This window comes from Haloferula sargassicola, from assembly GCF_040362925.1.
In the GTDB taxonomy this organism is placed as follows: Bacteria; Verrucomicrobiota; Verrucomicrobiia; order Verrucomicrobiales; family Akkermansiaceae; genus Haloferula; species Haloferula sargassicola.
This window is the reverse complement of record NZ_BAABRI010000006.1, coordinates 114,383-137,615: the sequence shown is the minus strand read 5'-3', so window position 1 is coordinate 137,615 and position 23,233 is coordinate 114,383. Positions and strand designations below refer to the sequence as shown.

Here is a 23,233-nt window from a genome sequence, read left to right as displayed (position 1 = left end):
GCGTTAGTTGGCCTCGAATCCGTAGGTGGAGAAAAGCACCTGATCGACCCCGGCGCGGGCGCTGGCCCGGATGACCTGGCGGCAGTATTTGAAAACCGCCTCCTTGTCACCGCGGAGGTGGATCTTGGGCTGGTAACCCATCAGGTCGATCTTCTCCTTTTCTTTCTTCACCATGTCCTGGATGTCCTCGTCGGTTTCCAGGCGGGTGCCGTCTTCGGAGAAAAAGTCGCCATCCTCGTAGATGTTGATGACGATCCGCCCGGTGCCGTCGTTGGCCTTTTTCGAGTGGCTGGCAACCGGAGGTTTCACGTTGGGGTCCTGCTTGACGATGATCATGGTCGCATTGACCAGGAAGAAGATCAGCAGCAGGAACACCATGTCGATCATCGGCGACATGTCGATGGCGAGATCATCGCCCTCGTCAGCCATCGCGGCGCGCAATTTGGTGGAAGCCATGGTGGGGTTCTTGCCGGGGATTTTTCCCGGGGGATCCGCCAATCGACGGAGTCCCCGCGTTTCAGCGGATCAAACGGCGATGCCTTCCGGAATCTTAGCCATATAGGCATCCTGATTCACGGTCTGAATGGCGGCATTGATCATGTCTTCGGCCGCGTGGTGGCAATCGGCCACCAGGTTGTTGAGCTTGTTCTTGAAGAAGAAGTAGGCGAGCAGCGAGGGGATGGCGGTGATCAGGCCCCACATGGTGGTGAGAAGGGCGACGGAGATCGAACCGGCGAGTTGGCTGGGGTCGGCCTGGCCGGATTCGGCGAGGATGCCGAAGGCCTGGACCATACCGATGACGGTGCCGAGGAGGCCGAGCATCGGGGCGGCCTGCGCAACCAGCGAGATGTAGTTGATCCAGGTCATCGCCTTGCGGTTCTCGTTGATCGAGAAGTCCGCCATCGCGTCCTCCACCTGATCGCGGCCGAGGTCCTCGGGGCGGGTGGCGTCGATGTTCGGCAGCGAGTAGGCCATCATGCGGCCGAGGTAGGAGGGATGGGAAGCAGCCAGCTCGATGGCCGAGCGGACGCGACAGTTGGCCATGTGGTCGATGAGCTCGTTGCGGAGGTCATCGGGACAGAACTTGGCCCTGGTGAGGTTGATGACGTTGAACACCGACAGGGCGATCAGCGCGAGCACCGCCAGGCCGATGAAGATCATGGTGGGACCGCCATCCAGCACGTACTTGTTGAGGGCGTTCTTGGAGGCGGGCGCGTCCTGCGCGAACAGCGCGGGAGCAGCGGCCAGGACGGAAGTAATGACGAAGGCCGTCAGTTGGCCACGGCGTCGGACGGATTGCGGTGTCATGATCGGGGTTCGAGTCGGAAGGGATGGTTTTTCTTGAGAATCGCTGGCGCATTCTCGGAATCCGGGTAGGTGCGACAAGGCTAGATTTCAAAAAGACCGCCAGCATGGACTCGTCGGCGGCCGGGAAACCGACGACGTCTAACTTTTCTTAGCCATTTTTCCCCTTTTCCGGCGGGGAAACAACTCGCGACACAGCGGACACACGGTGCCATCGCAGCCCCGGGCGGTGCAGTGTTCGCGGCCGTAGAAAATGATCCGCAGGTGCAGTCGGTTCCAGTGATCGCGGGGAAAGATTTTTTTAAGATCCCGCTCGGTCTGCTCGACCGACCTGCCGGAGGTGAGTTCCCAGCGCTGGGCCAGGCGGTGGATGTGGGTATCCACGGGAAAGGCCGGCACGCCGAAGGATTGGGCCATCACCACCGAGGCGGTCTTGTGCCCCACGCCCGGCAACTCCTCGAGCAAATCGAAGTCCGCCGGCACCTTGCCGCCGTGTTTTTCCAAAAGGATCTTCGACAGTCCCGAAATGGCCGCCGCCTTCCGCGGGGACAGGCCGCAGGGGCGGATGATGCCCTGGATGACCTCGACCGGCAATGCAGCCATCGCCTCGGGCGTGTCCGCGAGGTCGAACAGAGCGGGCGTGACCTGATTGACGCGCGCGTCGGTGCACTGGGCGGACAGCAGCACGGCGATGAGCAAGGTGAAGGGATCGCGGTGGTCGAGAGGGATCGGCGTCTCCGGGTAAAGCTCGGCAAGCCGCCGGTCGATCAGGGCGGCGCGTTCGGCGCGGGTCATGGAAGAAAGCTCGAACTCCCGGTCGCGAGTTCCAAGTTCCAAGTTGGTCCCCGGGACGCCGAGGCCCGACCCAAAAAGAGCGGACCCGCAGAGGGCCCGCTCGGAAAGACCGGGGTAATGAAATGGCAACCGGCTCAGCGGGAGGCGGTGGCCACGTTGCCGCCGAGCTTGCGCTGGATGGCCGCATACATCTGGCGGCAGTGCGAGTAGCCGGTGCGCTTGGAAAGCAGCTCGGCGCTGCGGGCGAACGAGCCCCACTGGACCACGGCGATCTCCACCTTGCGCGTGCCCCAGGCGTCCATGTGCGCGCGGGTCGGGGTGTAGATGTCGATGGTCCCGGTGCCGGTCAGGGCGGAGCCATAGTCATCGACCACGAAAAGCTGGGGCATCCCCTTGATGCGGAACTTCGTGCCCACGGGGTAGACCGACCAGTCGGCGGCGGCGCTGCGAACGCTGTTGGTGTATCGAAGCGGGGTGCCGCAGGCGTTCTTGGAGCCGTACTGGATGTGATCCGATTCCGAGCAGGTGTAGGCGGTGGTGCGGACGTAACGCAGGCGCTCGTTGGTGTAGAGCGGCATGCCGTGCTTGTCGCGGGACTTGGAGGAAGCGGCACTGACGACCGAGGACGAAGGACTCGAGGTCGTGTAGCTGTAAGAGTTCGACGAGTTCAGGAAAGACCTGGACGAAGAAGAGCCGGACTGGCGGGCCCGATCCTTTGAGACGATGGCGATGTCATTGCCGCAGCTTGCGAGGAACAGGGCGGCAAGGGCAGGGATCAAAAGTCGCATAAGATAATTAAGAAGATCCTGACTTTCAGGAGGTTCTAAAGTTGAGGGACATGTGCTTCTAGTTCAGTCGCTCGGCGGGCGGCAATGGAATTCGTTAACCGTTAGAAGGCGGGCAAGGAAAGCAGAAGCCGCGCCATCGGGAAAATTCTCGCCATCACGCGGTTCCATCCGTCCGGGGACGCTCATTTTTGCGGAAATCCAAGCCACTCGGCGAGGATCGGCCGGTCCGCCTCCGCCAGGTCGAGCCCGGCCAGCTGGCCGCGGTCGCACCACTCGATCCGGTCGTGCTCGTGAGGATGCGGGAGGCCCTCGACGATCCGGCAGGAAATGGGGATCAGCCGGATGGCACCGCGGCCGTAATCGTGCACCACCGGCGTCAGCGGCGTGTGAGGCTCCACGGTGATGCCGAGTTCCTCGCGCAGCTCGCGGACCAGGGCGGCGGCCGGGCTTTCGCCGGGCTCGATCTTGCCGCCCGGGAATTCCCACTTGCCGGCAAGGTGCTTGCCCGGCGGTCGACGGCAGGCGAGCAGCCGGCCGTGGTCGTCCTCGATCAGCCCGGCGACGACATCGATCATGGCTCAGCGGCCGTCGGCCAGGCGTTCGGCGAGCATTTCCGGCAGGCCGGCGGCGAGGATCTTCGACTGGGTCGTCTGGATGTCGTACTCCAGCCGGCGGAAGACCACCGTTTTACTGGGGAAATCGTAGATCGCATAGCAGGCGCGCCAGTCCCCATCGCGCGGCTGGCCGACGGAGCCGACATTGATGAAGTACTTCTGGCCGGGCTCGATGACCACCGATTCGGCAGGCACTTCGACGACCTTCTCCCCTTTCACGTAGACGCGCGGGACGTGGGTGTGGCCGTGGAAACAGACCTGCGTGAACTGGTAGGAAAAGTTCGACATGGCGTCGAAGCGGTTGGTCACGTAGTTCCAGTTCGCCGGCTGGTCGAGGGTGCTGTGGACCACGGTGAAGTCGGCGATCTGGCGGACCATCCGCAGGCGGCGCAGCCAGGTGCGCTGCTCGTCGCTGAGCTGCTGGCGGGTCCATTCCAGAGCCGCGGCGGCGACCGGATTCATCGAGTCCAGCGAATGCTCGCCGGAGGCGTCCTCGTCGTGATTGCCCTTGATGACCGGGCAGTTCATCTCGCGGACGATCTCCAGGCACGCACCGGGATCGGCGTTGTAGCCGACCACGTCGCCCATGCAGATGAAGGAATCGCAGCCCTGCTCCTTTGCATCGGCCAGCACGGTCTGCAAGGCCTCGAGGTTGGCGTGGATGTCGCCGAAGAGGGCGATGCGCTGGAGCGGCTGCTCCTTGCCGGCAGCGGGATCGCTGGCCTGGGGGACGACGCCCGGCGGGGCTGAGGCGATGACGGGTGGCGGGCCGCTGGGCGGTTGCATGGCGATGGACGAGTGGATGGAAAGCTAGGGATTCGAGGGCGCGAGCGGCGCGAGATTGCTGAAGACGCTCTTTTCTTCGGGCACCGAGAGCCTTTCCTCAAGCCTACGCAGTGTCTCCGTAACGCCCTTCACGATATATTGGCCCCGATGGTCGAGAAAATACCGGCTCAGCTGGCGATACGCCTCGTCCGGACCGCCGAACATCGAGCGGGCGAGCGCCATGCCGTCGCGATCGGGATTTTCCTCCATGAGGTCGGAAAACCGCTGCCGCTGGAGGAACTCCCGGGCGTTGAACACGCTTTTCGCCTCCGGCACGCCGAGCTTTTCCTCCAGCGCTCTCAAGGTTTCCGCCACGCCGTTCATCGGGTAGTCATCGTCCAGGTCGAGGAAATGCCGGCCGAGCTGCTGGTAGGCCTCGCGGTCGCTGCCGAACATCCGCTCGGCCAGCGGGAGGCCGTCGCGCGACGGATCCTGCCGCATCAGCAGGGTGAAATGGACGCACACCAGGGTCGGCACGCTGCCGCCCGGCTCGTGGCGGAGCTCCTCGACGTAGGGCAGCGCGTCATCGATCTGGTCCGGATCGCGGACCATGCAGTAGGCGACGAAGCGCCGCATGTAGGGCAGCGCCCGCGGGCTCTGCGAGGCCATGCGGAAGGCGTGGGCGGCGCGCCGGTAGTTCTTTTGGAAACTGAAGGGCTCGGAATAGCGGACTCCGAGCTGGTGCCAAAGGCGCGCGCTGTCCGGGTGGTGCTTGAGGCCCTCCTCGAGGAAGTCGATGCCGCGGCCGAACCAGTATTTCTGCTCGGCGTGGACGCGGTCGGCCGGCAGGTGCTCGTAATTGTTCCGGTAGTAGGAAACGGCGTTCTTCGAGAGGTGCCAGGCGCCGGTGTCCCAGTAGAACTCGGAGTCCGGGACCAGCTGGACGATGGTGTCGTAGGTGTCCGCCACGCCCTCCCAGTAGTATTTTTCAAAAAACGTCTGCGCCCGCAGGCTCAGGATGGTGCCCACCAGCGTGCGCAAGCCGCCGAGCGAGACGGCCCAGAAGCCTTGCCCGAGTTTCTTCGTCGTGGCGACGTCCAACGGCGGCTGGAGCAGCCCGTCCTGGCGCAGGGTGGCCGTCATTTTCTGCTCCACCGGCGCACGGATCAGCCCGGCCACGACCAGGAAAAGCGCGGCGGCAACGGTGCGGCGGAGCTGCGTGGACATGGCGGGCTAGAACTCCTTGCGGGCGAAAATCAGCCACGAGGCGAAGGTGTAGGTCACCAGGTAAAAGGCCGTCAGGCCGGTGGCCATCAGCAGGTGGGCGGCATCGAGCGGTTTGCCTTCGATCACCGCGTCGACCAGATTGTAGAAGTGCATGTCGGGCAGCAGGATCGTCAGGACCGCGCTGCCGACCGTCGCCAGCCCGCCTTTTCCCCCGAACCACGCCGTCCGCGCGTCCTCCTGGAAAAAGCCGGCGAACAGGATCAGGAAACCGACGATCGCCGTGAACAAGGTGCTGGTCGAAAAGGTCGATAGCAGCAGCGCCACCGAGGCGATCACCATCGCGCGCAGGAACACCACCCACACCGCGCCTTGGAGCGACCACGACGGGCCCAGCGCCTTCACGTCCGCGGCGATCCCGGCCAGCGTTTCCTCCGAGGCGCCGCTCTGGCGGGCGAAGTCCAGCTTTTGCGCCAGCACCCCCTGCGTGCGGAAGGCCAGCACCCCGTTCATCAGCAGGTCCATCACGAGCAGGGACAGGAAGATGAGGGCCGCCACCCCGAGCAGCTTGCCCAGCAGGTAGTCGAGCCGCGGCACCGGCTTGGCCAGGATGGTATAGAGCGTGCGGTCTTCGACGTCCTTTGGCAGCAGCAGCCCGGTGGCGACGATGCCCAGCACCAGCGAGAACAGGCTCATGCAGCCCAGCGAGGTGCTCTTGATGGCGTAGAGCAGCTCGGTGCCGACGTTTTCCGGCGCCGCGTGCGTCGGCAGCTGGAGGAAGTTCGCGCCGATCACCACCACGGCGAATAAGCCGAGGAAATAGAACACCTTCATCCGCACCAGCTGGGTGAAGGTGTGCGCGGCGATCACGCCGATGCGGCGCGGGCTGAGCGGGCGGGTGGTCTTCGGGCGGCTCATGGCTCGTCGCGGCGGGTCGTGGTTTCGCGCAGGAAAAGCCGCTCCAGCGTGGTCCGCGGGCGGCCGCTGCGAACCAGCTCGGCGCCCTCCGTTTCGCCGACCAACGCGGCGATCCGCTCGAGCATCTCCGGCGGGGCGTTGCGCAGCACCACCTCGGTCTGGTCCTCGATCGCCAGCAGCTCGTCCAGCCGGCCCTCCCGGACCATTTTTCCGCGGAAAATGATGCCCACCCGGTCGCACACCTCCTGCACCTGCTCCAGCAGGTGGGAGCACAAAAACACGGTGATCTGCCGCTCGCGCAGGGCCAGGATGAGGTCGCGGATCTGGCGCGAGCCGATCGGATCCACGCCCGCGGTCGGCTCGTCGAGGATCAGCAGCCGCGGCTCCTGCACCAGCGCCTGGGCCAGGCCGATCCGCTGCAGCATGCCCTTCGAGTAGCCGCCCAGCCGGCGGTCGCGGGCGGCGGTCAGATCGACCAATTCCAGCAGCTCGTCGGTCCGCTCCTTCAGCGCCCTGCCGCGCAGACCGCAGAGTTTTCCGTAAAACGCCAGCGTCTCGGCGCCGGTCAGGTGCTTGTAGAAATACGGGTTCTCGGGCAGGAAGCCGACCTGCTCGCGCGAATCGACCGCCAACGAGTCGGCGCCGAAAATCCGGCAGGTGCCCGAAGTCGGCGCGACCAGTCCGAGCAGCGCCTTCATGGTCGTCGATTTCCCCGATCCGTTCGGCCCGATCAGCCCGTAGACCTCGCCCGGCGCGATGGTGATCGAAACGTCGTCGACCGCCTTTAGCGCGCGGCCCCGGAGCTGGGGCTGGAAGACTTTGACCAGGTGCTGGATTTCGACGGCGGGCTCCATGGACTGCGTCGCCAAGTTAGACGCCGCCGCTCCCACCGTGCAACGGCTTTCCCGGAGGATGAAACGACAGCTTGCCACGTGGCCCCGACCGCGCGATCACTGGCGGCATCATGAAAACTTGGTATTGCCTTCTCCTGTCGATCCTCGCCCTGGCTCTGAGTTCCTGCCTCGAGCACAAGTCCACCCTTTCCCTGAACAAGGATGGCAGCGGCACCATCACCGAGGAAACCACCCTCAGCGCCGAGGCCTCGGCCATGGTCGAGCAGATGTCCGCCATGGGCGGGGAGGCGAAGGGCAACAACTGGGCCGATCGCGACAAGGCCGAAAAGCGCGCCAAGGAAATGGGCGAGGGCGTGACCGTCAAGGAGGTCGCGGAGATCGACAAGGACGGCCGCAAGGGCGGGCGCGTGGTGTTCGCCTTCGAGGACGTCAACAAGCTCAAGTACACCCCCGGCGACAGCCTTTCCGACATGAGCGAGGGCATGGGGCCGCAGGAGGAAAAGCCCGAGTCCGAGCCGGTCAAGATGACCTACGAGGACGGACTGCTGACCATCGTGAACCCGGAGCCGGCCAAAACCGACAAGCCCGACGCTCCAGCCCAGGAGATCGATCCCAGCCAGCTGGAAATGGCCAAGGGCATGTTCGACGGCATGCGCATCACCTCGGTTCTCGTCCTGCCCGGCGGCATCAAGGAAACCAATGCCTCCTACGTGGACGGCGACACCATCACGCTGATGGACATGGACATGGGCAAGCTGGTCGCCCAGCCGGAGAAATTCCGGAAGTTCGCCGCCGCCCAGCCCGAGACGCTCGACGACATGAAGGAGCTGATCGAGGGCGTCGATGGCATCAAGGTCGAGACCGCCAAGAAGGTCACCGTGCGCCTGAAATAAGCCGAAGGGAAACGGCCGAGCGGCCCCCAGGGTCGCCAAACCCTACAGCCGCCGGCCGTTTCGTTGTCCGGGGGGATCGATACTCCCCGTGTGTGACCATTCGAAGATCGTCCCGCCAAGCCCCCGGCACCATCCCGCTTTCACGTATCCGGGTTGGCATCCGCCCTGCGCGCCGCCATCCTGCACGGCATGCGCGACGACACGCGGCAATGGATCGAGGCCGACAAACGGCATGCCTGGCACCCCTTCACCCCCCAGGACGCCTGGACCGATCCCGCTCATGAGCCGCTGGTGATCGTCCGCGGCGAAGGCCCGTGGCTGTGGGATTCCGAAGGCCGCCGCTACCTCGATGGCAATTCGTCGATCTGGACCAACATCCACGGCCACGCCCATCCCTCCATCAACGCCGCGATCCGCGACCAGCTCGGGCGCATCGCCCACAGCTCCTACCTCGGCTTCGCCCATCCGCTGGCCGGCGAGCTGGCGGAAAAGCTCTGCTCCTTTTTCCCCGCCGGCACCCTGGAGCGGGTGTTTTTTTCCGACGACGGCTCCACCGCCATCGAGGTGGCCATGAAAATGTCGCTGCAGTTCCGGATGCAGACCGGGCACGCGGAGCGGCGCGGCTTCATCGCCTTCGCCGATGGCTACCACGGCGACACCCTCGGCGCGGCCTCGCTTGGCGGCGTGTCCCGCTTCTTCGAGCGCTTCCGCGGCATGGGCCCGGAGGTCGGCTTCGTGCGCTCCGTGGAGGAGCTGGAAACGAAGGACCCGGCCGGCATCAACGCGGTGGTGATCGAGCCGCTGATCCAGGGCGTGAACGAAATGCGGCCCTGGCCGGCCGGCATGCTGCGCGCGCTGCGGGCGTGGTGCGACCGCCACGGCGTGCTGCTGATCCTCGACGAAGTCATGACCGGGTTCGGCCGCACCGGCACCCTGTTCGCCTGCCAGCGGGAGGGCGTGATCCCCGATTTCCTGTGCGTCGCCAAGGGCCTGACCGGCGGCTACCTGCCGATGGCCGCCACGCTGACCACCGGCCGCATCTACGATGCCTTCCGCGGGCCGGCGGAGAACGCCTTCTACTACGGCCATAGTTTCACCGCCAACCCCCTCGGCTGCGCCGCCGCGCTGGCCAGCCTGTCGCTGTTCGAAAGCGAGCGCGTGCTCGAAAAGCTGCCGGCCAAGGCCGACCACCTCGCGGGCCTGCTTTCCCGGCTGCAAGCCGACCGCGACGAGGTCGTCGACGTCCGCCAGTGCGGCCTGGTCGCCGGCATCGAGCTGCGGACCGGCCTCGGCGCGGAAGTTTGCCTGAAAGCCCGCGACCACGGCCTGCTCACCCGCCCGATCCGCGACACGCTGGTGCTGATGCCGCCGCTGTGCGTCGAAACGGAGCACCTCGACCTCGCCGTGGACGCCATCCGCTCGGCGATCCGCAGCCTTCCGCCCGCGGCGGAGTTGCGCTAGCTTCCCGGCATGGAAACTCCGCCGACTCCCCCGCCCTACCAGGCACCCCCGAAGAAGGGCATGCACCCGATGGCCATCGTCGGCATCGGCTGCGGCGCACTCCTGCTGCTCGCGCTCATCGGCGGCGGGCTGGCTTTTCGCTGGGTGACCACCACCTACAAGGAGATGAAGGCCGCAGCCGAGGAAAACCCGGACCGCGAACTGGCCCTGCAGGTCATCGAGATGAGCCCGGAGGTCACCCGCATCAACGAAGACGAGCAGGCCGGCACCGTGGTCCTCGAAATCGCCGACACCGGCGAGACCGCCACCACCACCTACGCCGACCTCGCCAGCGGCAGCTTCCGTTTCACCGGCCCGGATGGCGCCGAGCACGCGCTGGGCGAGAACCCGCCGCCGCCACCCGCCTGGGTGCCCGTTTACCCGAACATCGCCGAGCCGCGGATCGCCCTTCAGAAGGCCAGTGCCACCGGCACCGAGGGCATCCTCGCCTTCACCACCCGCGACAGCCCGGAAATGGCCAAGGCCTTTTACGCCGGCGAGTGCTCATGGTCGAACAGCTCGTCGACGAGTACGTCCTCGTTCAACGCCACCAGCCGCTTCTCGGTCAGCTACTCCGGCTCGGGCCGCAGCCTGGAGATCGAAGGCGTCCAGATCCCCGGCGACCCGCTACGGCTCACGGTCCATTACCGGGAGTGATCTCGTCCCGGCACCACGCCAGCGCCATCAGCGCGTAGCCGGTGCCGTAGGGCTGGTGGTAATCGTAGAGCGGGTAGTCCCACCACGAGCCGTCGCTTTCCTGGCGGAAAAGGGTGATCTCGGCCAGCTGGCGGGCCAGCGCCGGCCGCTCGTTTTCCGGCAGGAGCTCGGCGGATTCGGTGAAATAATAGATGCCGTAGTAATAGAAGTAGCCGGAGATCTGGAAGTGCGTCTCGTGCGGCACGGGGCGCTTGCGGCCGATGCTGAGGAAGCCCTCGCGGTCGATGAAACGTTTGGCCCAGGTGCGCAGGACCTCATCGGTCACCGCCTCGTCGCCGAACACGCGGAGCGCGGCATTGCAGGCCTGGCTGCGGGCCAGCGAGCCGGCAGGGCGGTTGATCGGCCGCCGCGGGACCAGCCGGTGGTTGAAGGAATAGACGTAGGAAAAGTCCGGCTCGCGCTGCTTTTCGAGGCCCGAGATGGCGTGGGCGACGATCTTGTCATCGAGCGTGACCCCCATTTCCTCCCGCGCCTCATGCATGGCCAGCAGGGCGGTGGCGGTGGTGAATGAGGTCGGGATGCCGCTCGGCTTGCGGGTCATCATGCCGTCGTAGATGTCCAGGTAGCCCCAGCCGCCGTTCACGTCCTCGTAGCGGTTCAGCAAATCGACCTGTTGCTGCGCCAAGGCCTTCCACTTCGCCTTTTCCGCCTCGTCGGTGGCGATCCGGTGCAGCCGCACCAGCGCCCGCAGGCCGTAGGAATGGCCCCACACGTTGTAGGTCGTAGTCTGGTCGGCGCGGCGCAGCTTCGGCAGGTGTTCGGCCATCCACTCGCCGCCCTTGCGGATCGCCTCGCGGGTGGCGGGGCGGTCGTCGTGGCTGTCGATCAGGCCGGCCAGCGCCAATCCCGAGGCCCCGGCCCGGAAGGCGTGGTGGGCACCGGGCAGCGGGGCGTAGATGTTGAGGCCCTTGGTACGGGTCGGCCCGCCCCACGAGCCGTTCGCGTTCTGCTTGGCGACCAGGAAATCGACGCCGCGGGTGATCGAGGCGGCCACCGTTTCCGCGGTGACCTCGGCATGCGGCCGCTCCTCGGCGTGGAGGACGGCAAAGGCCAGCAGGCTGACGGCGAGCGCGCGCATGGCGGATCAGTCAGGGATGACGACCACCTGCCCGGCCTCGACTCCGGACAGGATCTCCGCCTTCTTGTCGTCCACCCGGCCGCGCTGGACCGGGCGGGTTTCGGTGTTGCCGTCGGCGAGCTTCACGGTCACCGCCCAGCCGCCGTCCGCGGAATGCAGGGCGTTCTTGGGCAGCGTGAGCGCTTCCTCGTTCTGGTAAACGACGGCCCGGCAGGCCACCGGAGTCGCCGGGACCGGGGTGAAGTCCTCCGGCCATTCGACATCGAGCTTCACCTGGCGCTTGCCATCGATCCCCGGCAGTGGTGCCAGGGCGACGATCGTGCCTTCGGCCTCGAGGTCATCGCGCCCGGCGGGATGCAAGGAAACGTGGGCCTTTTCCGCAAGCTGCGCGGCGATGGCCGGATCGAGTCCCGCGGTGACGTGGACCGGCTCCGCCGCGGGTGCGAGGCTGAGGAGCCCGCGCTTCAGCGGCACCGAGCCGCCGGGGCGGAGGGCCTTGGCCAGCTCGCCGAGCTGCCATTCGCCGTCCTCGATGCCGCCGTAGAGCACGATGCCATCGGCCGGCGCCTTCCACGTGAGCAGGCTGCCGTCCTTTTCCAGCCGGTCGAGCTCGGTCGCCTGCCGCTCCAGCGACACCTTGGCGGCGGCGAGGTCGATCTTCGCGCTCTCGAGCGCGGCGGGCAGCGTGGCCTCCGCCTGCTGCAGGGTCAGGGCGGCTTCGGCGGCGGCCTTTTCGTAGGCCTCCTGCTGCCGCGGCAGCTCGACTTTCAACGTCCGGTCGACCCTCCGCTCGGCCTCGTGGAGGTCGAACTCGGCGTCTTCGACCGCGAACTTCTGGCGCTTGAGGATGATCTCCTCGGTTTCCTCGGTGAGATCGTCCTCGGCATACATCGCATTGAGCTGTTTCAGCTCCTCCTGCTCGCCGGCGAGCCGGAAACGGGCCATCTCCACACTGTGCGCGGCCTGCTTTTCCGCAGCGGGGCGGCCGGTCTTTTTGAAATAATCGAGATCCTCGTCGGCCTCCGCCTTGGCCCGCTGGAAGGCCGTGAGCTGCAGCCCGGTGTCCTTCTCCAGCTTGGCCACGCCGGCTTCCGCCTGGGTCACGGCCAGGCGCTCCTTTTCGACGGCCCGCTTCAGGTCCTCCACCTTGCGGTCGTAGTCCTCGCGCTCGAAGGCCACCACCACCTCGCCCTTTTTGACCGCGCGGCCGTGGTCGGCGATCGTTTCCACCACGAACGACTGCCACGAGGCGGGATCGAGCGAGAACACCGCCGGCTCGGCCGGCAGCGCGGTGGCGGTGAATTCCTTTTCGATCCGGAACGGCTCGCGGACGACGGGAGCTTCGCCCGCAGCGGCGCAGGTGGCGGTGAGGAGGAGGAGTCGGGGGATCATGACGGTGAGTAGGATACGGGATCAGCGGTGCTGGGAAATGAATTTGCCTTTGCAGGCGATCCAGAGCGGAAGGCGGCGGGGTCGACGCGCGTGGGGCGAGCTGTCGATCTCATGGCGGGCCACCTCGAAACCGGCGCGCGCCAGCATCGAGTCGAGCTTCGGCAGCGGCTTGAGGGCGGTGATGGCGAGCAGCCCGCCGTCCCGCAGTGCATCGTGGGCGGCGGCCAGCCAGCGCGGATCGCGGACCAGCAGCCCGCCGTTTTCCGAGGCCGGGGCCGTGTCCGCATGGACCAGCACGGCGTGGATCTCGCCCTCATGCCGGGCCAGCGCGCTGGCGGAAACGGAGTCTTCGAGGACCACGCGCGGGTCGCCGAGGGGATCGGGATCGATGTGCCGGGAGACCCACTGCGGCAGCTCCTTCACCGGCTCCGCGACCAGGTAGACGCCCTTCTTTTGCGGCAGCGCCGCGCACACGGCGGCCACGGTGGCGCCAAGGCCGAGGCCGGCCATCCAGATCATGGGTTGCCGCACCGGCCGGAAGGGTGAAAGCGCCAGCTCGCCGAGGGCGGCCTCGCCGGCGCGGGTTTGCGGCCCGGCCAGCGGCTCGCCATCGAGCGTGAGTTGGTGGCGGCCGTCGTGCTCGTGGAGCGCGAGGGTCCGGCCGCCGGGGAGCGTGGTCTGTTCGAGGAGGACTCGGGGCTTCATGGAATCTTGCAGAAGGCGGGCAGGCTTAGTAGATGTCAGCCACCATGTCTATTGAAGCAGAAACCCCGCCGCCCGCTCCGACCCCGAAAAGTGAGAAAAAGCTCGTCGCCGGACTCCTCGGCATTTCGGGCATCGTCTGGGGTGGCTGGGGCGTTCACAAGTTCTACCTCGGCTACACCAAGGAGGGCGTCATCCAGCTCCTGCTCTGCCTTTTGTGCGGCGTGGGCACCATCATCGGCATCATCGAAGGGATCATCTACCTGACCAAGTCCGACGAGGAGTTCGAGGCGACCTACGTTAGGGGTCGCAAGCCCTGGTTCTAACCTTGGTCCGTCGATCCTGCCGCCGCGGCCCCGATGGAAATCAAAAACCCCGGCCTTGCGGGCCGGGGTTTTCCTAATTGGATTTTTGTCGGTGGTGCCGTGGCCCGCGCGGCCCGCCGTGGCGGCCCGTCGGTGCCGGCCTGGGTTCAGAGGCTGTTCTTCAGGGTGGACGATGCCTTGAAGCCAACGGACTTCGAAGCGGCGATCTTCATCGCTTCGCCGGTCTTGGGGTTGCGACCCATGCGCGCGGCGCGCTTCTTCACCTCGAAGGTGCCGAAGCCGATGATTTGGACCTTCTTGTCCTTCTTCACGCCTTTGGCGATCGAGTCAAGGACGGCGGAAACGGCGTCCTCGGCGGCGCGCTTGGTGGCGTCTTTACCCAGGGCTTTTTGGACGGCTTCAACAAGTTCAGCTTTGTTCATGGCGAGGACCTAAATGGGTCTGGGCCGGAACTTTGGCAAGATCAAATAAAGGCTTCTTTCACCTTGAAATCCCCGCGCCTCTAAGGCTAGCGGCTGGCCGGCACCGCTTCCGAAGCCCGCCGGCCGGCCGCCTAACTACTAAACTAACCGTAATTCATGCCCGATGCCGACACCATGTCCGCAGGCCCGGCCCGGAGCCGCACGCTGGCGGCGCGATCCACCCGGGCACTGCTCGCGGTGGCATCGGCGCTGGATCAGGACGGCGCGCAAGCGCTTGATCCACAACGGCTGGAGGGCATCCAACAACGCGGCTACCTGACGCCCGACGAGGATGAATCCTTGCGCCAACGCTACGCCAACTTCCTGGTGCGAAGGGCGGCGCTGCTCCAGATCCTCGAGGCCACGGAGGCCGAAGCCGGGCACTCCGGGCGGAGCTGGCGCCGGGCCCCGGAGGCCTTCCTGGCGGCCCTCGCGGCGGGCCTGCTGCTGGTGCGGGCGACCCGCGGCTGGATCGAGCTGGCCCATGCCTGCCGGCCCATCCGCAAGGCGCTGGACCTCGCCGACGAGCGCCGCGGGGTGGACCGGAAGACCTTCGCGCGGCAATACCGGGCCACCACCCGCCTCAGCCGACTCGGCCTGCTGCGGCTGGCGCGCGAGCATTTCCGCGCCCGGCGGGCCGAGTTTTCCGCGCTGCCGGAAGCCGGCGCCGACGGTCCGCTGCTGGATTTTCTGGATGCCGAGTGCGCCCGCCGGCCGGATCCTCTCGGGCGCGCCGCCCTGGCGGCCCGCTGGCGCTACCGTTGGTTCTCCTTCCGGCGCCGGCACCATTCGGCGTGGAAAGCCGGAGAGTTCACGCTTTTCCGCTGGTCCGGCCAGGCCATCGCCGATCTGCGCCAACCCGGAAGGCGGCCGTCCGCAGGAAAGCGCGTCACCGAAGCCCTGCGCGAGCGGGCCCGCCAGACCGCCCGCCCGGGGGACGTGTTCGTGACCCGCCACGACGACGCCCTTTCCAACCTCTTCCTGCCCGGCTTCTGGCCCCACGCCGCCCTCTATTTCGGCGAAGCCGCCCGGAACGGCGAGGGGGACTTCCTGGAGGCACGCAAAGACGGCGTCCTTTTCCGGCCGCTCGCGGACACCTTGCAGGTTGATGCTTTCATCATCCTCCGCCCGCCGCTGGAGGAAGCCGAGATCGCGGCCGCGCTCGACCGGGCACGGCCGCATGCGGGGAAACCCTACGACTTCGTCTTCGACTTCCGCCACAGCGAACGGCTGGCGTGCACCGAGGTGGTCTACCGCGGATTCCACGGGGTGGGAAAGGTCCGCTTCGATCTGGTCGAGACCGCCGGCCGGCTCTGCCTGCCGGCCGAGGAACTGATCCAACAAGCTCTCCAGCAAGGGTTCCGGGTGGTCGCCGCCTGCGGCATCGGCAGCGGTGGCTGGCTTTCCGGAAGGGCCGCCGAATTGGCTCTTCATCAGTCGCGCTGCGGACTTTGAGATCCCCGGATAAATTGCGGAAAACCAAAGGATTACCTGCTTGTGAAATTTTTCACAAAACGGTCTTGCTCCTGCGCGAAGCGGTCTGATACACGCCCCGCGCGTCTCCGCAAGCGAAGTCCAGCTCATGCTTTCCCGTCATCCTTTTTTCACCGCCCTTTCCGCCTGGCTGATCAGCCTGGTGCCCGTCTTCGCGGCGGCCGGGGGCGAAGAGCACCACGCGCTTCCCCTGAATGCGGAGCCGGCGTTTCACAACGCGGTTCCCTTCTCGAACTCGATGATCGTGGTGTGGCTCTCCGTCGCGTTGATCGTGCTTTTCTGCCGCGCCGCCACCAAGCAGATGACGCTGGTCCCGACCGGTCTCCAGAACCTGGCGGAATGGCTGGTGGAAAGCCTCTACGGCTTCCTCGAGAATCTGCTCGGCGAGCACCTGGTCAAGCGCACCTTCTGGTTCTTCGGCTCGATCTTCTTCTTCATCCTGGTGACCAACTACCTCGGCCTCATCCCCGGGGTCGGCACCGTCGGCCGCGTCCTCACCGACGCCCATGGCCACACCAAGTTCATCGGCTTCCTGCGGGGCGGTAACGCCGACCTCAACATGACCGCCGCCATGGCCTTCACCTTCGCCCTCCTCTGGTTCTACTGGGCGATCACCGAAAACGGCGTGAAGGGCTTCTTTTCCCACATCTTCGCGCCGAAGGGCCAGTTCAGCGGCATCATGCTTGCCCTGATGATTCCGGTGTTCCTTTTCGTCGGCGTGCTGGAAATGATCTCCATTGCCATCCGCCCCGTCGCCCTCAGCTTCCGTCTCTTCGGGAATATCTACGGTGGCGAGCAGACGCTGGAGAAGCTGATGACGCTGCTGCCCAAGCCGCTGGCCTTCGCGCCCGCGCTGCCGTTCTACTTCATGGAGCTGCTCGTCGGCTTCGTGCAGGCGCTCGTCTTCACGCTCTTGTGCGCCATTTTCCTCAAGCTCATCTGCGACCACGGCGACGAGGAGCACCACTGACCCCTTTCAGCCGTCGGACCATGGCAGGACCGTGGAGGCGGCAGGAAAAAACGACAACAACACCAACCTCACTGACTCCTATGATCACCAAAGCATTCGCCGTCGGCATCGCTGCTCTCGGTTGCGGTCTCGGCATCGGCATCCTCGGCTCCAAGGCCGCTGAAGCCACCGGTCGCAACCCCGGTGCCGCCACCCCGATCCTCGTTATTTCGATCATTCTGGCCGCCCTCGTTGAAGGTCTCTTCATCATCACGACCTTCGCCGCCGGTCTGTAAATCACGACCCCGGCCGCGCGCGTCACCATGGCGCGCGCGGCCATTCCGCTACCGCCACTTTTCGCTTTTCCCATCATGATGACCCTCCTCGCAGCCGAAGCCGTCCAGGACGCCGGAGTGTTCGAATCGATCTCCCAATCCTTCGGACTCAACCTGCCGTTCTTCATTGCGCAGGTCATCAATTTCTTCCTGGTGATCTGGGTGCTCAAGAAGTTCGCCTTCGGCCCGATCCAGCAAATGCTCGAACAGCGCCGCGCCCGCATCGCCGAGGGCGAGGACAAGCTCAAGCGCATCGAGCAGCAGCTCGCCGAATCCGAGCAAACCACCGCCGCCGCCATCGCCAAGGCCAACGAGGATGCCGGCCGCCTGATCCAGGAAGCCCGCGACAGCGCCGCCGCCCTCTCCGAGGCCAAGGCCCAGGAGGCCGTCTCGCAGGCCCAGGCCATCCTCACCAAGGCCGAAGCCGCCGCCGCTGCCGAGCGCGCCCAGATCGCCGCCGAGCTGCGCAAGGAATTCGGCCGTCTGGTCACCGCCACCACCGCCCAGGTGACCGGCAAGGTGCTTTCCGACGACGACCAACGCCGCATCAACGAAGAGGCCCTGACCAAGGTCGAAGCCTGATTTCCCGCTCCTCTTTCCGTCGCCTCGCCATGAAGGTCTCCAAGGTCGCCACCACCACCGCCCGCCGCATTTTCCGGCTCTGCCAGAATGAAAACGGGCTCGATGAAGCCAGGCTCTCGATGGCGGTGAAAAAGATCGCCGCGGAGAAGCCGCGCGACTACCGCGGCGTCCTGCTGGCCCTCAAGCGCCTCGTGCGCCTCGAGCTGGAGCGCCGACGCGTGGTCGTGCAGAGCGCCGTGCCACTCGATCCCGTCACCCAGGAGCGGGTTGCCGCCGGCCTCCGCACCAAATACGGCGACGCCCTGACTTTCGAATACAAGGTCGATCCCGCCCTGCTCGGCGGCCTGCGCGTCCGCGTCGGCAGCGATGTCTGGGACGGCACCGTCAAAGGTCGTCTCGACCGCCTCGCCCAAGCTTTCTGAACGCCTTTCGGCCGAACACTGAATACTGAAAACTAGCAAACTCACGTCATGAGCAGCATCCTCCAGGAACTCGAAAAGGAGATCGCCAACGTCACCAGCTCCGTCGACAAGACCAACGTCGGCGTGGTCCGTGAAGTGGGTGACGGCGTGGCCAAGGTCGAAGGACTTTCCGACGTCTCGCTGAACGAGATGATCTCGTTCCCCGGCGGCGTCACCGGCATCGCGATGAACCTCGAAGAAGGGGAAGTCGGCGTCGTGCTCCTCGGTGAATACGCCGCGGTGACCGAAGGCGTCGAGTGCCAGGCCACCGGCCAGCTGCTCTCGATTCCCGTCGGCCGCGGCGTTCTTGGCCGCGTGGTGAACGCCATCGGCGAGCCGATCGACGGCAAGGGCGCGGTGGATGCCGCCGCCCAGTACCCGATGGAAAAGATCGCCCCGGGCATCATCAAGCGGAAGTCCGTTTCCGTCCCGGTCCAGACCGGCATCATGGCCATCGACGCCATGATCCCCGTCGGCCGCGGCCAGCGTGAGCTGATCATCGGCGACCGCGCCACCGGCAAGACCACGATCGCCGTCGACACCATCATTTCCCAAGCCAAGCAGAACAAGGCGGCCGAGCAGGGCAAGCTGCAGAACCACAAGCCGCTCTACTGCATCTACGTCGCCATCGGCCAGAAGCTCTCGAACGTGGCCCGCATCCAGAAGACCCTCGAGGATGCCGGCGCGATGGAATACACCACCATCGTCTCCGCGTCCGCCTCGGACGCCGCCGCGATGCAGTTCCTGGCTCCCTACGCCGGCTGCGCGCTTTCCGAATACCTCATGGACCAGGGAGAGGACGTCCTGATCGTGTTCGACGACCTTTCCAAGCACGCCGTGGCCTACCGCCAGGTGTCCCTGATCCTCAAGCGCCCCTCCGGCCGCGAGGCCTACCCCGGCGACGTGTTCTACCTCCACAGCCGCCTGCTCGAGCGCTCGGCCCGCCTCTCCGATGCCGCCGGCGGTGGCTCGCTGACCGCCCTGCCGATCATTGAAACGCAGGCCGGTGACGTTTCGGCCTACATTCCGACCAACGTGATTTCGATCACCGACGGTCAGATCTACCTCGAAACCGACCTCTTCTACCAAGGCATCCGCCCGGCCATCTCGGTCGGTCTGTCGGTCTCCCGCGTGGGTTCCGCCGCCCAGACCAAGACCATCAAGTCGGTCGCCGGCACCACCAAGCTCGACCTCGCCCAGTTCCGCGAACTGCAGGCCTTCGCCCAGTTCGGCTCCGACCTCGATGCCGGCACCAAGAAGAAGCTCGATCGCGGTGGCCGCATCGTGGAGCTCTTCAAGCAGAACCAGTACTCGCCGCTGTCCATGGAAATGGAGTCGGTGTTCCTGTTCGCCATGCAGAACGGCTACTTCGACGATGTCGCCATCGACCGCGTCAGGGACTGCCAGGCCGCGATGGGCGAGTTCTTCGAAACCCGCAAGACCGACATCCTCGACAAGATCCGCAACGAAAAGCCGGACCTCAAGAAGGACACCGCCGCCGTGGACCTCGTCAAGCAGGCCCTCGACGACTTCAAGGGCTCCTGGAAGTAACCGCCTCCGCCTTTTCCCTGCCCCTCGCTCCCTGCTCCTAGCTACTTCGACCCATGGCCAACCTCCGCGACATCCGCCGACGCATCAAGTCGGTCAAGAACACCGCCCAGATCACCCGGGCGATGCAGCTCGTCGCTGCGGCCAAGATGAAAAAGGCGCAGGACCAGGCGGTGGCCGGGCGTGACTACGCCGACCTCCTCAACCAGGTCCTCGTCAACCTCAAGGAAAACACCGGCGAGGAAGCCCACCAGCTGCTTGAAAAGCGCGAAGGCGTCCGCGAGCTGGTGCTCGTCATCTCCACCGATAAGGGCCTCTGCGGCGCGCTCAACACCAACCTCGGCAAGAAAATCCGCGCCGAGGTCTCGCCGGACGCGGACGTCGTCACGGTCGGCCGCAAGCTGCGCCAGCAGCTGTCCAAGGCCGGCCGCACCATGATCGCCGACTTCGAGGTCAAGGACCCCGTGCCCTTCGCCGAAGCGCGGCCGATCGCCAAGCTGCTCACCAAGCTCTTTGTCGAGGGCAAATACGACAAGGTCAGCGTGGCCTTCAACAACTTCGTCAGCACGCTCGTTCAGGAGCCCACCGTCGTCCAGCTGCTCCCCATCTCCCCCGCGGGCCTCGGTGAAAAGCTGGCCTACGAAGGCGTCGGCAAGGGCCACGTGGAGGAAACCGACCGCGACGAAGCCCTGTCCAAGGACTACCTCTTCGAGCCCAGCGCCGACGGCGTCCTCGAGACCCTGCTGCCGCTTTACGTGAACTTCCAGGTCTACCAGATGCTGGTGGAAAGCCGCGCCTCCGAACACTCGGCCCGGATGGTCGCCATGAAGGCCGCCACCGACAACGCCAAGAAGTTCATCAAGGAGCTGACCCTCGAATACAACAAGCTCCGCCAGGCGGCCATCACCGCCGAGCTGCTGGAAATCACCACCGCCATGAAGGCGATGGAGTGATCCGTCCTTTTTTCTTCATGAATCCGTTCCGCATCCGCTCGTTCACCACCGCTGCAAGCGTGGGAGTCGCCCTGCTGTGCTCCAATTGCGCCACCGTGTTCAATCGCACGACCCAGCCGGTGCGCGTCGCCAGCAATCCCTCCGGCCTCACCTTCAAGGTGACCGACAAGGAAGGCGTGGTCGTCGGCAACGGCACCACACCCGGTGAGGTTCGCCTGAAGACCTCATCCAACTACTTCGTCCCCGCCGCCTACATCTTCACCTTTTCCAAGAATGGCAAGGTCGTCGGCTCGCAAGTCCTGACCGCCCGCGTGTCCGGCTGGTATGCCGGAAACATCCTCATCGGCGGCCTGATCGGGCTGGTGATTGTCGATCCGCTCACCGGCGCCATGTACACCTTGCCCGATGACGTGAACTTCGGCGGCCAGCCGATGGCCTCCGTGACCCACGATTCCGGCAGCCTCCAGTTCGTTTCCATCGACCAACTCGATGGCGAGCAACGTGCCCGCCTCGCCCGCCTTTAAGACCTGAAAACTGAATCACTGAACACTAGCAAACTCTTGCGATGAGCAACCAAGGAACCATCGTCCAGGTCATCGGCGCCGTCGTTGACGTCGACTTCTCAAAGGCCACCAAGCTGCCCGAGATCTACAACGCCCTCGAAGTCTCCTACGAGCTCTTCGGCCAGCCCACGACGCTGGTGCTCGAAGTGCAGCAGCACCTCGGCGACGGCTGGGTGCGCACCGTTTCCATGTCCACCTCGGACGGCCTCAAGCGCGGCATGGCCGTGGTGGATACCGGCAAGCCAATCGCCGTGCCGGTCGGCGCCCAGGTCCTCGGCCGCATTTTCAACGTCACCGGCGACATCGTCGATGAGAACGTGGCGCTGCCGAACCCCGACCACCGCTCCCCGATCCACCGCCCGGCCCCGACGCTGACCGAGCAGTCCGCCGCCGCGGAAATCCTGCCCACCGGCATCAAGGTCATCGACCTCATCTGCCCGCTGCTCAAGGGCGGCAAGGGCGGCATGTTCGGCGGTGCCGGCGTCGGCAAGACCGTCGTCATCATGGAGCTCATCAACAACATCGCGAAGGCGCACGGCGGTTACTCCGTGTTTGCCGGCGTCGGTGAGCGGACCCGTGAGGGTAACGACCTTTACTGGGAAATGATCGAGTCCGGCGTCATCGCCACCGAAAAGGACGAGAAGGGCCACCCGAAGCTCGATGAGCGCGGCAACCCGGTGCTCGCCGACGGCTCCAAGGTCGCCCTTTGCTACGGTCAGATGAACGAGCCTCCGGGCGCCCGTCTCCGCGTCGCGCTCTCCGCGCTGACCATGGCCGAGCATTTCCGCGATGAGGACAACCAGGACGTGCTGCTGTTCGTCGACAACATCTTCCGTTTCTCCCAAGCTGGCTCGGAAGTGTCCGCGCTGCTCGGCCGGACCCCCTCGGCGGTGGGTTACCAGCCCACCCTGTCCGAGGAAATGGCCGGTCTCCAGGAGCGGATCACCTCCACCAACAAGGGTTCCATCACCTCGCTGCAGGCGGTTTATGTGCCGGCGGACGACCTGACCGACCCCGCCCCGGCCAACACCTTCGCCCACCTTGATGCCACCGTGGTGCTCGAGCGTTCCCTCGCGGAGCAGGCGTTGTTCCCGGCCGTGGACCCGCTGGCCTCGACCTCCAAGGCACTCGCCCCCGAAGTCGTGGGCGACGAGCACTACCGCGTCGCCCGCGGCGTCCAGCAGACGCTCCAGCGCTACAAGGACCTGCAGGACATCATCGCGATTCTCGGCATGGACGAGCTTTCCGACGAGGACAAGCTGACCGTGTTCCGCGCGCGGAAGATCCAGCGTTTCCTGACCCAGCCCTTCCACGTGGCCGAAGTCTTCACCAACGTGCCCGGCGCGCTGGTCTCGATGGAGGACACCGTGAAAGGCTTCGCCGAAATCCTCGACGGCAAGTGGGACGAGGTGCCGGAAGGCAACTTCTACATGAAGGCCGGCATCGAAACCGTCGCCCGCGACTGATCCAAAGTTTGCTAGTTTTCAGTGTTCGGTTTTCACGGAAAAACCCGGACGACTGGACCTGAAAACGAAAACTAGAAACTGAAAACATCCAGCATGTCTCTTCACCTCGAAATCGTCACCCCGGAGAAAAAAGTCTTCTCCGGTGCCGTCTCCAACGTGCTGCTTCCCGGCACCGATGGGGAAATGGGCATTCTCGAGGGGCACGCGGCGCTCGTTTCCGCGCTGAAGCCCGGTGAGCTTCGCTACGAATCCGAAGGCAAGATCGTCACCATGGCGGTCGGTTCCGGCTTCGCCGAGGTAACCCAGGAAAAGATCAACGTCCTCACCGACATGGCTCTCGGCGAGGAGCAGATCGACGAGGCCAAGGCCGAGGAAGCGATGAAGCGCGCCGAGGAACAGCTGGCCAACATGGGCCACAACGACGATGCCGAAGAGGTGGCCCACCTCCAGGGCATCATCGCCAAGTCGCTGGCGCAGCTCCACCTCAAGCGCCGCCACCGGAACTGATCCGGAGCGCGTTCTGGTTTTTTTCACACGCCGCCCGGTTCGC

Annotated in this window: 27 protein-coding genes; 14 read left to right on the top strand and 13 right to left on the bottom strand. The window is 65.5% G+C overall.

The genetic code is table 11. From position 1 onward, the window contains the following. Positions 1-3: 3 nt before the first annotated feature. The 9 genes from ABXH26_RS06780 to ABXH26_RS06740 all read right to left on the bottom strand — a co-directional run bounded on the left by ABXH26_RS06780 (position 4) and on the right by ABXH26_RS06740 (position 7,263). Positions 4-456 carry an ExbD/TolR family protein gene (locus tag ABXH26_RS06780; protein WP_353566287.1) on the bottom strand — a complete coding sequence of 151 codons (453 nt, stop codon included), beginning with the start codon at positions 454-456 and terminating at the stop codon, positions 4-6. Positions 457-525: 69 nt separating this feature from the next. Beyond that, positions 526-1,308: a MotA/TolQ/ExbB proton channel family protein gene (locus ABXH26_RS06775; protein WP_353566286.1), complete on the bottom strand. Its 783-nt coding sequence runs from the start codon at positions 1,306-1,308 to the stop codon at positions 526-528. 138 nt (positions 1,309-1,446) lie between these two features. Beyond that, positions 1,447-2,100 carry an endonuclease III gene (nth, locus tag ABXH26_RS06770; RefSeq protein WP_353566285.1) on the bottom strand — a complete coding sequence of 218 codons (654 nt, stop codon included), beginning with the start codon at positions 2,098-2,100 and terminating at the stop codon, positions 1,447-1,449. Positions 2,101-2,234: 134 nt separating this feature from the next. Continuing rightward, entirely contained in the window at positions 2,235-2,888 is a 654-nt protein-coding gene (locus ABXH26_RS06765) for a 3D domain-containing protein (RefSeq protein WP_353566284.1), read from the bottom strand. A 182-nt stretch (positions 2,889-3,070) separates the two neighbouring features. Next, entirely contained in the window at positions 3,071-3,463 is a 393-nt protein-coding gene (locus ABXH26_RS06760; RefSeq protein WP_353566283.1) for a (deoxy)nucleoside triphosphate pyrophosphohydrolase, read from the bottom strand. 3 nt (positions 3,464-3,466) lie between these two features. After that, positions 3,467-4,288, bottom strand: a complete 822-nt coding sequence (locus ABXH26_RS06755) for a metallophosphoesterase family protein (protein ID WP_353566282.1) — start codon at positions 4,286-4,288, stop codon at positions 3,467-3,469. Positions 4,289-4,312: 24 nt separating this feature from the next. Then, the gene (locus tag ABXH26_RS06750; RefSeq protein ID WP_353566281.1) at positions 4,313-5,494 is read right to left on the bottom strand and encodes a hypothetical protein; all 1,182 of its coding nucleotides are present in this window, start codon (positions 5,492-5,494) and stop codon (positions 4,313-4,315) included. A gap of 6 nt (positions 5,495-5,500) precedes the next feature. Next, positions 5,501-6,409, bottom strand: a complete 909-nt coding sequence (locus ABXH26_RS06745) for an ABC transporter permease (protein ID WP_353566280.1) — start codon at positions 6,407-6,409, stop codon at positions 5,501-5,503. Then, entirely contained in the window at positions 6,406-7,263 is an 858-nt protein-coding gene (locus tag ABXH26_RS06740) for an ABC transporter ATP-binding protein (RefSeq protein WP_353566279.1), read from the bottom strand. Before ABXH26_RS06740 ends, ABXH26_RS06745 begins: the two co-directional genes overlap by 4 nt. Positions 7,264-7,373: 110 nt before the next feature. Here ABXH26_RS06740 and ABXH26_RS06735 point away from each other — a divergent pair, with 110 nt between their 5' ends. The 3 genes from ABXH26_RS06735 (at position 7,374) to ABXH26_RS06725 (ending at position 10,313) form a co-directional block, all read left to right on the top strand. Continuing rightward, a complete protein-coding gene (locus ABXH26_RS06735) occupies positions 7,374-8,156 on the top strand; it encodes a hypothetical protein (RefSeq protein ID WP_353566278.1) in 783 nt (260 codons plus the stop codon). Positions 8,157-8,309: 153 nt separating this feature from the next. Further along, the gene (gene bioA / locus ABXH26_RS06730) at positions 8,310-9,617 is read left to right on the top strand and encodes an adenosylmethionine--8-amino-7-oxononanoate transaminase (RefSeq protein ID WP_353566277.1); all 1,308 of its coding nucleotides are present in this window, start codon (positions 8,310-8,312) and stop codon (positions 9,615-9,617) included. A 9-nt stretch (positions 9,618-9,626) separates the two neighbouring features. Continuing rightward, positions 9,627-10,313, top strand: a complete 687-nt coding sequence (locus ABXH26_RS06725; RefSeq protein ID WP_353566276.1) for a hypothetical protein — start codon at positions 9,627-9,629, stop codon at positions 10,311-10,313. On the opposite strand, the gene ABXH26_RS06720 is transcribed toward ABXH26_RS06725, so the two are convergent. From ABXH26_RS06720 to ABXH26_RS06710, 3 genes are read right to left on the bottom strand one after another with little or no spacing between them, the layout of a single operon-like run. Beyond that, complete coding sequence (locus ABXH26_RS06720) at positions 10,291-11,451, bottom strand: hypothetical protein (protein WP_353566275.1); 1,161 nt, start codon at positions 11,449-11,451, stop codon at positions 10,291-10,293. The genes ABXH26_RS06725 and ABXH26_RS06720 overlap by 23 nt on opposite strands. A 6-nt stretch (positions 11,452-11,457) precedes the next feature. Further along, positions 11,458-12,843 (bottom strand): permuted SH3 domain-containing protein, encoded by a 1,386-nt coding sequence (locus tag ABXH26_RS06715; protein ID WP_353566274.1) that lies wholly within the window; start codon positions 12,841-12,843, stop codon positions 11,458-11,460. A gap of 21 nt (positions 12,844-12,864) precedes the next feature. Next, positions 12,865-13,548, bottom strand: coding sequence for a hypothetical protein (locus ABXH26_RS06710; protein ID WP_353566273.1), 684 nt, complete (start codon positions 13,546-13,548; stop codon positions 12,865-12,867). A 44-nt stretch (positions 13,549-13,592) separates the two neighbouring features. On the opposite strand from ABXH26_RS06710, the gene ABXH26_RS06705 reads away from it, so the two are divergent. Then, on the top strand, positions 13,593-13,871 hold the full coding sequence (locus ABXH26_RS06705) for a TM2 domain-containing protein (RefSeq protein WP_353566272.1): 279 nt from the start codon (positions 13,593-13,595) through the stop codon (positions 13,869-13,871). Positions 13,872-14,017: 146 nt separating this feature from the next. Here ABXH26_RS06705 and ABXH26_RS06700 read toward each other — a convergent pair whose 3' ends face one another. Continuing rightward, positions 14,018-14,293 (bottom strand): HU family DNA-binding protein, encoded by a 276-nt coding sequence (locus ABXH26_RS06700; protein WP_184020323.1) that lies wholly within the window; start codon positions 14,291-14,293, stop codon positions 14,018-14,020. A gap of 156 nt (positions 14,294-14,449) precedes the next feature. Between ABXH26_RS06700 and ABXH26_RS06695 the strand changes: the two genes are divergently transcribed. The 10 genes from ABXH26_RS06695 to atpC all read left to right on the top strand — a co-directional run bounded on the left by ABXH26_RS06695 (position 14,450) and on the right by atpC (position 23,190). Continuing rightward, entirely contained in the window at positions 14,450-15,787 is a 1,338-nt protein-coding gene (locus ABXH26_RS06695; protein WP_353566271.1) for a YiiX/YebB-like N1pC/P60 family cysteine hydrolase, read from the top strand. Between the two features lie 127 nt (positions 15,788-15,914). Next, positions 15,915-16,796: a F0F1 ATP synthase subunit A gene (gene atpB / locus ABXH26_RS06690; RefSeq protein WP_353566270.1), complete on the top strand. Its 882-nt coding sequence runs from the start codon at positions 15,915-15,917 to the stop codon at positions 16,794-16,796. Between the two features lie 80 nt (positions 16,797-16,876). Further along, on the top strand, positions 16,877-17,071 hold the full coding sequence (locus ABXH26_RS06685) for an ATPase (protein WP_353566269.1): 195 nt from the start codon (positions 16,877-16,879) through the stop codon (positions 17,069-17,071). Between the two features lie 75 nt (positions 17,072-17,146). Then, entirely contained in the window at positions 17,147-17,692 is a 546-nt protein-coding gene (gene atpF / locus ABXH26_RS06680; protein WP_353566268.1) for a F0F1 ATP synthase subunit B, read from the top strand. A 29-nt stretch (positions 17,693-17,721) separates the two neighbouring features. Then, a complete protein-coding gene (locus ABXH26_RS06675) occupies positions 17,722-18,114 on the top strand; it encodes a F0F1 ATP synthase subunit delta (RefSeq protein ID WP_353566267.1) in 393 nt (130 codons plus the stop codon). 48 nt (positions 18,115-18,162) lie between these two features. After that, entirely contained in the window at positions 18,163-19,704 is a 1,542-nt protein-coding gene (gene atpA / locus ABXH26_RS06670; protein ID WP_353566266.1) for a F0F1 ATP synthase subunit alpha, read from the top strand. A gap of 53 nt (positions 19,705-19,757) precedes the next feature. Next, positions 19,758-20,654, top strand: a complete 897-nt coding sequence (gene atpG, locus ABXH26_RS06665) for an ATP synthase F1 subunit gamma (protein ID WP_353566265.1) — start codon at positions 19,758-19,760, stop codon at positions 20,652-20,654. Positions 20,655-20,671: 17 nt separating this feature from the next. Next, a complete protein-coding gene (locus ABXH26_RS06660) occupies positions 20,672-21,178 on the top strand; it encodes a hypothetical protein (RefSeq protein WP_353566264.1) in 507 nt (168 codons plus the stop codon). A gap of 41 nt (positions 21,179-21,219) precedes the next feature. Further along, a complete protein-coding gene (atpD, locus tag ABXH26_RS06655) occupies positions 21,220-22,683 on the top strand; it encodes a F0F1 ATP synthase subunit beta (protein WP_353566263.1) in 1,464 nt (487 codons plus the stop codon). A 93-nt stretch (positions 22,684-22,776) separates the two neighbouring features. Further along, positions 22,777-23,190: an ATP synthase F1 subunit epsilon gene (gene atpC, locus ABXH26_RS06650; RefSeq protein WP_353566262.1), complete on the top strand. Its 414-nt coding sequence runs from the start codon at positions 22,777-22,779 to the stop codon at positions 23,188-23,190. The last annotated feature ends 43 nt before the right edge of the window (positions 23,191-23,233 follow it).

Bases quoted from the DNA above. Each gene is read 5' to 3' on its own strand.
- ABXH26_RS06685 (WP_353566269.1), top strand. From the start codon at position 16,877: ATGATCACCAAAGCATTCGCCGTCGGCATCGCTGCTCTCGGTTGCGGT.
- ABXH26_RS06740 (WP_353566279.1), bottom strand. From the start codon at position 7,263: ATGGAGCCCGCCGTCGAAATCCAGCACCTGGTCAAAGTCTTCCAGCCC.
- atpG (WP_353566265.1), top strand. From the start codon at position 19,758: ATGGCCAACCTCCGCGACATCCGCCGACGCATCAAGTCGGTCAAGAAC.
- nth (WP_353566285.1), bottom strand. From the start codon at position 2,100: ATGACCCGCGCCGAACGCGCCGCCCTGATCGACCGGCGGCTTGCCGAG.
- ABXH26_RS06695 (WP_353566271.1), top strand. From the start codon at position 14,450: ATGCCCGATGCCGACACCATGTCCGCAGGCCCGGCCCGGAGCCGCACG.
- atpA (WP_353566266.1), top strand. From the start codon at position 18,163: ATGAGCAGCATCCTCCAGGAACTCGAAAAGGAGATCGCCAACGTCACC.
- ABXH26_RS06710 (WP_353566273.1), bottom strand. From the start codon at position 13,548: ATGAAGCCCCGAGTCCTCCTCGAACAGACCACGCTCCCCGGCGGCCGG.
- atpB (WP_353566270.1), top strand. From the start codon at position 15,915: ATGCTTTCCCGTCATCCTTTTTTCACCGCCCTTTCCGCCTGGCTGATC.
- ABXH26_RS06780 (WP_353566287.1), bottom strand. From the start codon at position 456: ATGGCTTCCACCAAATTGCGCGCCGCGATGGCTGACGAGGGCGATGAT.
- atpD (WP_353566263.1), top strand. From the start codon at position 21,220: ATGAGCAACCAAGGAACCATCGTCCAGGTCATCGGCGCCGTCGTTGAC.
- ABXH26_RS06705 (WP_353566272.1), top strand. From the start codon at position 13,593: ATGTCTATTGAAGCAGAAACCCCGCCGCCCGCTCCGACCCCGAAAAGT.
- atpF (WP_353566268.1), top strand. From the start codon at position 17,147: ATGATGACCCTCCTCGCAGCCGAAGCCGTCCAGGACGCCGGAGTGTTC.
- ABXH26_RS06675 (WP_353566267.1), top strand. From the start codon at position 17,722: ATGAAGGTCTCCAAGGTCGCCACCACCACCGCCCGCCGCATTTTCCGG.
- ABXH26_RS06755 (WP_353566282.1), bottom strand. From the start codon at position 4,288: ATGCAACCGCCCAGCGGCCCGCCACCCGTCATCGCCTCAGCCCCGCCG.
- atpC (WP_353566262.1), top strand. From the start codon at position 22,777: ATGTCTCTTCACCTCGAAATCGTCACCCCGGAGAAAAAAGTCTTCTCC.
- ABXH26_RS06660 (WP_353566264.1), top strand. From the start codon at position 20,672: ATGAATCCGTTCCGCATCCGCTCGTTCACCACCGCTGCAAGCGTGGGA.
- ABXH26_RS06775 (WP_353566286.1), bottom strand. From the start codon at position 1,308: ATGACACCGCAATCCGTCCGACGCCGTGGCCAACTGACGGCCTTCGTC.
- ABXH26_RS06725 (WP_353566276.1), top strand. From the start codon at position 9,627: ATGGAAACTCCGCCGACTCCCCCGCCCTACCAGGCACCCCCGAAGAAG.
- ABXH26_RS06745 (WP_353566280.1), bottom strand. From the start codon at position 6,409: ATGAGCCGCCCGAAGACCACCCGCCCGCTCAGCCCGCGCCGCATCGGC.
- ABXH26_RS06765 (WP_353566284.1), bottom strand. From the start codon at position 2,888: ATGCGACTTTTGATCCCTGCCCTTGCCGCCCTGTTCCTCGCAAGCTGC.
- ABXH26_RS06720 (WP_353566275.1), bottom strand. From the start codon at position 11,451: ATGCGCGCGCTCGCCGTCAGCCTGCTGGCCTTTGCCGTCCTCCACGCC.
- ABXH26_RS06750 (WP_353566281.1), bottom strand. From the start codon at position 5,494: ATGTCCACGCAGCTCCGCCGCACCGTTGCCGCCGCGCTTTTCCTGGTC.
- ABXH26_RS06715 (WP_353566274.1), bottom strand. From the start codon at position 12,843: ATGATCCCCCGACTCCTCCTCCTCACCGCCACCTGCGCCGCTGCGGGC.
- ABXH26_RS06700 (WP_184020323.1), bottom strand. From the start codon at position 14,293: ATGAACAAAGCTGAACTTGTTGAAGCCGTCCAAAAAGCCCTGGGTAAA.
- ABXH26_RS06760 (WP_353566283.1), bottom strand. From the start codon at position 3,463: ATGATCGATGTCGTCGCCGGGCTGATCGAGGACGACCACGGCCGGCTG.
- ABXH26_RS06735 (WP_353566278.1), top strand. From the start codon at position 7,374: ATGAAAACTTGGTATTGCCTTCTCCTGTCGATCCTCGCCCTGGCTCTG.